Genomic DNA, 6,254 nt, shown 5'->3' with positions numbered 1-6,254 from the left:
CGAATCCACTCGGAATTGCTAACGCCAGTTCTTAACCGAAAATTATTAACTTTAATCCCGTAACTGACGGTTATACGAGACCGTAAAGTGCAGTAAAAAACCAAAACACTTACTATTCCGCTAACAATTTATCCATAAACGTTGTAAACTCTTCTTTAAACTCGTTAAATTTTTCTCCAGTTGCAGGACCGTTAAAACCTGTGTGTATCTTGCGTACTTTACCATTTTTATCTATAAAAATAGACGTAGGATAACTTAATACATTATTAAGCATTGGTAGTTTTTCGTTGGCTTTACTTTTGCTAGTTGTACCAGTTTGCGCTAATAAAATTGGGTAGTTAATCCCTACTCTGTCTTTTAGGCGTTTTATGTTTTTAAACGCTGCTTCTTCAGTTTTTGCGTATTCAAAAGCTAGCGCTACAAATTCGATGTCTTTATCTTTATTGTTGTTGTAATATTGAGCATAGTAATTACTTTCATCTAAACAATTTGGACACCACGTACCCATAATTTGTACAACTACTACTTTGTTTTTAAATCTATCATCGGTTAATGATATTTGGTTTCCGTTTTCATCAGGAAATGTAAATTCTAAAGTTTCATAACCATCTTTTAAATAAGTTAATGTGTTGGCATCTGCTAATTTAAAATCGTCATTACGTTTAGCAATAAAAGGTTCTTCCCAATGGTTACCAGAATAAAATGTACCGTTTAATGTACTATCGGTTACGGTTGCAGTAAATAAAAATGCATGTGAGCCATCAAATGTTGATAATTGCATTTGGTTACCACTAATTACTCCATCTAAGTAACGATAATCACCTGTTTCAGTTCTAAATGTTCCTGTTACAGTGTTTCCGTTTTGTTTAAATATTCCTTTTGCTTTATAGCTATCATCTGAATTAGGGCTAAATGTAGTTTCCCAATTACCAGATATATTAGTTTTTGGCAAGTTAGAGGTGTTAAATCGTGTTTTTTCTGGTTTTGCTGTAAATGGCACGCTACGATCTTTTCCTTCGGTAATGAAATGTCCTGTAATTATTTTGTTTTCTACTTTTGCTTTTATGTAGCTTTCAAATACTGGCATTTGTATAAAAACTGAGTCGTTTTTGTAGCTTATCTCATCTACCGTTATAACTTCTTCTGCATTATAAATTTCTAAAGTATTAGCATCTTTAACTTTAAATAAAAATGGTAGATTAAGGTTGTCTTTTATTTTTAGTTCTGCTCTGTAAAGTCCTGAATATAAAAACTCAGTTGTATCTTGTTGACAAGAAAAAATAAGCACTGCTATTAGTAGAATTGTTATTTTACGCATGTTATAAGAGTTTAAGGTGGTAAAAATAGTCACAAAAAAAGGTGTTGCCAAAACAACACCTTAGTTTTATGTAAATATTAAGACTGCACTACTCTTCTATTTGTTCTATTTTTTGCTCTTGTTTAGCTATTTCAATTCGTTTTAAAGCTACTTTTTCTTTTACTTCTTTAATCTTTAATTCGTGTTGTTTTAAGCGTTCTTCAATCTTATTTATCTTTTCTAACCTAGATTTTGCGTCTTCAAGGGTAAGCTTTTTGTCTTCTAGCATCTGTTTAGTTTTTATCCTTGCTAATTCTAACCTAGATTGGCTATTACTAACAAATTCTTGACGCTTTTCTATATGTTTCTGACTTATTTTTAAACGTTGTTTAGCTATCTCTGCACGTTTAAGACCAAATTGTTTTTGACTTATTCCGGATTGTTGTCGTTGCTCTTCTAAGATTTGTTTACGTGCCTCTAACTCTCTTTTATAAGAATTATGAGTTTCTTTTAGCTCTTCATGTTCTTCTTGACGAAGTTGTTTTAATTCTTGCAGTAACGCTTTACGTTCTTCTGGTGATGCTTCTTTCATTTTTTCTTTAATCGCTTCTGCCTGCTGTTGCATTTGACTATACACTGCTTTATGTTGCGATTTCATTTTGGCATGTTTTTCTTTTATTTCTTCACGCTTTTCTTGAATATCTTTACGATTTGCTCCATGTTTTTGTAAGGTTTTCTCCCTTTCTATTTCTTTTTGTTGCTCGATCTTGTTGTTGGCTTCATTTAATTTGTTTTGCGCCAATAACTGTTGCGATGCTAATCCTATAAAAAAGACAAGCATTAAAGGTGGTTGTAAGATTTTCATAATTATTGATCTAAATTTTCTAAGTCTTGCAAGTCTTGGTCTATATCTTTAGCTTCTTGGTCTAACTGTTCAACCATTTTTACTGTTTCTTCTTCTATAGATTGAATAGAATCTACTGCGGTTTCAACATTATTATTGTCTTCTGTCTTTGTTTCTCTACATGATGTTAAAGAAATAGTAAGCATAAAAAATACGATACTAAATATTGTTTTCATTTTTATGAAATTAATTAATCATTGTTCAAATTACGTATCATCTAATTAAATAGACTATCAATTTAGAGGTTTAACACTGTTTTTTAGTTGAACTACATTTTTTAACGACACATAACATAAAAAACTTAATATCAATAACTTAAGATGAAAAATTAGCAAAGAAGTTTCTTCAGTAAAACTTTTAATTTGCTTTAATTTAAAACTTATAATTTAATTTTTACAAAAAACGTTTTAGGCGTTTCTATTGCTGGCAAGTATTGTTATATTTGTGCTCTTAATTAGAAGATACATGAAGATTTCTTACAACTGGCTAAAACAGTTTATAAAAACCGATTGGACAGCAGAACAAACTAGCGAATTACTAACAGATTTAGGTCTTGAAGTTGAAGGGTTAGACCTTTATCAAAGCGTAAAAGGCGGTTTAGAAGGTGTTGTTGTTGGCGAAGTTTTAACTTGCGTACAACATAGTAATGCAGATAAACTTAAAGTAACTACAGTAAATATTGGACAAGAACAACCTGTACAAATTGTTTGTGGCGCACCAAATGTTGCTGCTGGACAAAAAGTACCTGTAGCTACTATCGGCACGACTTTGTATACTGAAGATGGTGAAGCATGGACTATTAAAAAAGGTAAAATAAGAGGCGAAGAATCTCATGGAATGATTTGCGCAGAAGATGAACTTGGTTTAGGTAAATCTCATGACGGTATTATGGTATTACCAGAAGATACTATAGTTGGTACACCTTGCGCCGAGCTTTTTGAAGTAGAAAATGATCAAGTTTTTGAAATTGGTTTAACACCAAACCGTGCAGATGCTATGAGCCATTTTGGTACTGCAAGAGATCTTAGAGCTGGTTTATTACAAAAAGGAATTAATTTAGAACTTATTACTCCTAGTGTAAGTTCTTACCACGTAGATAGCAGAACTTTAAAAATAGATGTAGATGTAAAAGATTATGATTTAGCACCACGCTATTGCGGTGTAACTTTATCTGGCCTAAAAGTTGAAGAGTCTCCTGCTTGGTTACAAAATAGATTAAAAGCTATTGGATTAGCACCAATAAATAATATTGTAGACGCTACTAACTATGTATTACACGAGTTAGGACAACCTTTACACGCTTTTGACGCTGCAAAAATAACAGGACATAAAGTTGAAGTTAAAACTTGCGAAGCTGGAACAAAATTTACCACTTTAGATGGTGTTGAACGCGAGTTACATGAAGACGATTTAATGATTTGTGATGCAGAAAAACCAATGTGTATTGCTGGTGTTTTTGGAGGTGCCGATAGTGGTGTAACAGAACACACAACAGCCATCTTCTTAGAAAGCGCGTACTTTAATCCTGTTAGTGTGCGTAAAACAGCTAAGCGTCATGGATTAAACACCGATGCATCTTTTAGATTTGAACGTGGTATTGATCCAAATCTTACTAAATACGCTTTAAAACGTGCGGCTTTATTAATTTTAGAACTTGCTGGAGGAGAAATTACTAGTGATATTTTAGATTTTTACCCAAAGAAAATTGAAGATTTTCAAGTCACTTTAAGTTTTGATAAAATTACAAAACTTGTAGGGCAAGAAATACCTAAAGAAGAAGTAAAATCTATACTAGCATCTTTAGATATTAAAATAAATAGTGTTACAGAAACTAATTTAGGTTTAATCATACCGCCATATCGTAACGACGTTACAAGAGAAGCAGATGTTATTGAAGAAATATTAAGAGTATACGGATATAACAATATAGAAATTAGCACAAAGATGAATGCTTCTGTATCAAATTCATCTCGTTTTGAAGATTATAAATTACAAAACGTTGTTGGTAACTTATTAGCCTCACAAGGTTGGTACGAAATTATGGCTAATTCTTTAACAAGCGCTAAATACATAGAGTTAAGCGAGCAGTTAAAAGAAGAGCATAATATACAAATGCTTAACCCATTAAGTCAAGATCTTGGCGTAATGCGTCAAAGTTTAGTTTTTTCAGGGTTAGAAGCTTTAAGCTATAACATAAATAGAAGACAAGCCAATTTAAAGTTTTTTGAATTTGGTAAAACCTATCACAATTATAACGGTACAAGAGAAGAACATAAACACTTATCTTTATTTGTAACAGGCTTTAAAAACGAAGAGAATTGGGCACATACACCACAAGAAAAGACTAACTTTTTCCATTTAAAAGGAAGTGTTGCCGCAATATTATCAAGATTAGGTATTGATAGATATCAAGAAAGCACAGCTAAAAATGACGTGTTTAGCGAAGGTTTACAATTAAATATTGGACGTGATACTTTAGTTGAGTTTGGAGTTTTAAAAAGTAAAATAACTAAACAGTTTGATATTACCCAAGATGTGTTTTATGCAGATTTTAATTGGGACACAATTTTAGTTGTAGCAAAACGAAACAAAATTAAGTTTACACCAATACCTAAGTATCCAGAAGTAAGACGCGATTTTGCTTTGCTATTAGATAATAATGTAACCTTTGAAAGCATTACTAAAATAGCTAAGAAAACCGAAAAGAAATTACTTAAAAACATTAACCTATTTGATGTTTATCAAGGTAAAAACTTGCCTGACGGTAAAAAAAGTTATGCAGTAAGCTTTACATTTTTAGACGAAAACAAAACGCTTACAGATAAGGTTGTAGATAAAATTATGAGAAAGCTACAAAGCAACTTTGAAAGTGAACTTGGCGCTGAATTAAGATAATACGCTCATGAAAAATCATATTTTAATAGTTTTTAGCATTGCTATGCTAATTAGCAATACAGTTAATAGTCAAAATAAACTGTATAAAATTAATCAAGACTCTACATCTACACTTGGTCTTTTAAAATATGATATAAATACAACCTTACAGAGTGTAAAACACGCCTTTACAAGACCTATTTACTGGAAAAAAAAGGATTACACTAAGTTAGGAGGTTTAATTGCAGGTACAGCTTTGTTATCCTTAACAGATGAAAGTGTTAATAATTTTGCTAACAAACATTCTGATAAATTCCCAAAATTAATCAGAGATGTTGGTTGGTATTTTGGTAGTCCTCAAAACTATTTTATGGCAAATGCAGGACTATACGGTTATGGTCTTTTTGCTAAAAACGAAAAAGTTAGATATACTAGCGTTTTAATTATATCCTCATCCATTACATCTGGTTTTTTGCAATCCTTAGCCAAAAATGCATTTGGAAGAGCTAGACCAGGAAGAGACTTAGGCGCATTTTACTTTAAACCACTATCTAAAGAAGGTGGATTTCATTCTTTCCCTTCTGGTCATACCGTATTGTCTGTGACTATGGCGCATGCAATTGCAAAACAGTTTAAAAACCCTTGGGTAAAAACAGGAATTTATGCTTTTGGTGCCATACCACCTTTGTCAAGATTGGTAGATGACGCACATTGGATTACAGATATAGCTTTTAGCACTGCTTTAAGTATTATTGTTGTAGATAGTATTGATAAGTTTTTAAAGAAAAAAAACGCGTTTGACTTAGACCATAATAGACCTTCAAATAAAATTTCTTGGAATTTTATGTTCAGCGGTAATAAAGTTGGACTTATTGGTACTTTCTAATAAAAACTAAACATGTCAAACATTTCTAAAAATCAAGACAGCACTTTTAGTTTAATCCTAGGTATTTTCTTTATATTTTTTGGCATTTACAGAGTCTACAAATATTTTATTAATGAAGTAAGCACTTTTAGAGCTATACTTGGTGTTGGTTTTATAGTCTACGGTATATTTATTTTATCCCGATACAAAAAATCAAAACAACCATAATTATTACTTGTTAAACAAAACACATTTTCTAATATTCTAAATGTTAAACCTTTGCAATTAAGCTAAGTATGTTTTATTTTTAGGTT

Annotated in this window: 6 protein-coding genes; 3 read left to right on the top strand and 3 right to left on the bottom strand. The window is 31.5% G+C overall.

Translation table 11 applies throughout. The features are described 5' to 3' along the window. Nucleotides 1-112 precede the first annotated feature (112 nt). The 3 genes from WA340_RS03680 to WA340_RS03670 form a co-directional block, all read right to left on the bottom strand. A complete protein-coding gene (locus tag WA340_RS03680; RefSeq protein ID WP_336127313.1) occupies nt 113-1,318 on the bottom strand; it encodes a peroxiredoxin family protein in 1,206 nt (401 codons plus the stop codon). An 88-nt stretch (nt 1,319-1,406) separates the two neighbouring features. After that, the gene (locus tag WA340_RS03675) at nt 1,407-2,162 is read right to left on the bottom strand and encodes a hypothetical protein (RefSeq protein WP_336127312.1); all 756 of its coding nucleotides are present in this window, start codon (nt 2,160-2,162) and stop codon (nt 1,407-1,409) included. A 2-nt stretch (nt 2,163-2,164) separates the two neighbouring features. Next, nucleotides 2,165-2,377: a hypothetical protein gene (locus tag WA340_RS03670; RefSeq protein WP_106678663.1), complete on the bottom strand. Its 213-nt coding sequence runs from the start codon at nt 2,375-2,377 to the stop codon at nt 2,165-2,167. A 289-nt stretch (nt 2,378-2,666) separates the two neighbouring features. Between WA340_RS03670 and pheT the strand changes: the two genes are divergently transcribed. The 3 genes from pheT to WA340_RS03655 are packed head-to-tail and all read left to right on the top strand — an operon-like array spanning nt 2,667 to nt 6,168. Further along, nucleotides 2,667-5,096 (top strand): phenylalanine--tRNA ligase subunit beta, encoded by a 2,430-nt coding sequence (gene pheT, locus WA340_RS03665; protein ID WP_336127310.1) that lies wholly within the window; start codon nt 2,667-2,669, stop codon nt 5,094-5,096. 7 nt (nt 5,097-5,103) lie between these two features. Further along, nucleotides 5,104-5,961 (top strand): phosphatase PAP2 family protein, encoded by an 858-nt coding sequence (locus WA340_RS03660; protein WP_304145425.1) that lies wholly within the window; start codon nt 5,104-5,106, stop codon nt 5,959-5,961. 12 nt (nt 5,962-5,973) lie between these two features. Further along, nucleotides 5,974-6,168, top strand: coding sequence for a hypothetical protein (locus WA340_RS03655; RefSeq protein WP_304145427.1), 195 nt, complete (start codon nt 5,974-5,976; stop codon nt 6,166-6,168). The last annotated feature ends 86 nt before the right edge of the window (nt 6,169-6,254 follow it).

The organism is Mesoflavibacter sp. CH_XMU1422-2 (assembly GCF_037029245.1).
GTDB classification, from domain to species: domain Bacteria; phylum Bacteroidota; class Bacteroidia; order Flavobacteriales; family Flavobacteriaceae; genus Mesoflavibacter; species Mesoflavibacter zeaxanthinifaciens.
Note: the sequence above shows the minus strand (reverse complement) of the source record. Positions and strands in the feature narration are given on the sequence as shown.